Raw genomic sequence first — 1358 nt, 5'->3', positions numbered from 1 at the left:
GTGCAGCGGCTCGTGCCCCGGGGCGGGTCGGGGCACGAGCCGCTGCACGGCGGGTTCGTGGGGCGCGGGATGCTCACCGCCGCGTGTCCCGGCGAGGTGTTCACCTCGCCGGTGCCGGACCAGATGGTGCGCGCCGCGGCTGCCGTGGACAGCGGGGCCGGGGTGCTGTTCGTCGTCAAGAACTACACCGGTGACGTGCTCAACTTCGACATGGCCGTGGAGCTCGCCGAGGACGAGGGCGTGACGATCGCCAGGGTGCTCGTCGACGACGACGTGGCCGTGACCGACAGCCTCTACACCGCCGGGCGGCGCGGCACCGGGGCCACCCTCTTCGTGGAGAAGATCGCGGGCGCCGCGGCCGAGGAGGGCGCGCCCCTGGAGCGGGTGGAGGCGATCGCCCGCCGGGTCAACGCGAGTTCACGCAGCTTCGGCGTCGCCCTCAGCGCCTGCACCACCCCCGCCAAGGGCGGTCCCACCTTCGACCTGCCGCCCGGCGAGCTGGAGCTCGGCGTCGGTATCCACGGTGAGCCGGGGCGCGAGCGGCGGCCCATGATGACCTCCGGGGAGATCGCCGACTTCGCCGTGGACGCGGTCCTGGAGGACCTGAAGCCGTCGAGTCCCGTCCTGCTGCTCGTCAACGGCATGGGGGCGACACCGCTCCTGGAGCTGTACGGGTTCACCGCCGAGGTGCACCGGGTGCTGGCCGAGCGGCGCGTCCCGGTGGCGCGCACGCTCGTGGGCGACTACGTCACCTCGCTCGACATGGCCGGCGCCTCGGTGACGCTGTGTCAGGCCGATGAGGAGCTGCTGCGGCTGTGGGACGCGCCCGTGAACACGCCCGCGCTGCGGTGGGGCTGCTGAACGGTCCGCCTGCCGTATTCCCGTCCCTGCTCTCTCAAGGAGTCGCTCGTGCTCGACGCCGCTTTCTTCCGCCGCTGGATGACCGTGACGGCCTCGGCCGTGGACCGTGAGGCGGACCGGCTGACCGAGCTGGACTCGGCCATCGGCGACGCCGACCACGGCGCCAACCTCCGGCGCGGATTCACCGCCGTCACCGCCGCCCTGGAGAAGGACGCCCTGGAGAAGGAGAGCCCGGACACCCCCGGCGCCGTACTCGCCCTCGCCGGGCGGCAGTTGATCTCGACGGTGGGCGGCGCCTCCGGCCCGCTGTACGGGACGCTGCTGCGCCGCACCGGCAAGGCGCTCGGTGACCGGGCCGAGGTGAGCCGGGAGGAGTTCGCTGCGGCGCTCGGCGAGGGTGTCGCGGCGGTGGCCGAGCTGGGCGGGGCCGCGGCCGGGGACAAGACGATGCTGGACGCGCTGCTCCCGGCCGTCGAGGCGCTCGGGGAGTCGTTCGC

At 73.8% G+C, this 1358-nt stretch carries 2 protein-coding genes; both read left to right on the top strand.

Annotated features, from left to right (window positions below; translation table 11 throughout):
• The coding region (gene dhaK, locus ACJA3G_RS37010; protein ID WP_406557393.1) for a dihydroxyacetone kinase subunit DhaK at positions 1-861 on the top strand (861 nt) is incomplete at its 5' end.
• Positions 862-909: 48 nt separating this feature from the next.
• Positions 910-1358 (top strand): dihydroxyacetone kinase subunit DhaL (gene dhaL, locus ACJA3G_RS37005; protein ID WP_406557392.1); only part of this gene is annotated, 449 nt, incomplete at its 3' end.

The sequence above is a fragment of the Streptomyces sp. YS-3 genome (assembly GCF_045257485.1).
GTDB lineage: Bacteria > Actinomycetota > Actinomycetes > Streptomycetales > Streptomycetaceae > Streptomyces.
Note: the sequence above shows the minus strand (reverse complement) of the source record. Positions and strands in the feature narration are given on the sequence as shown.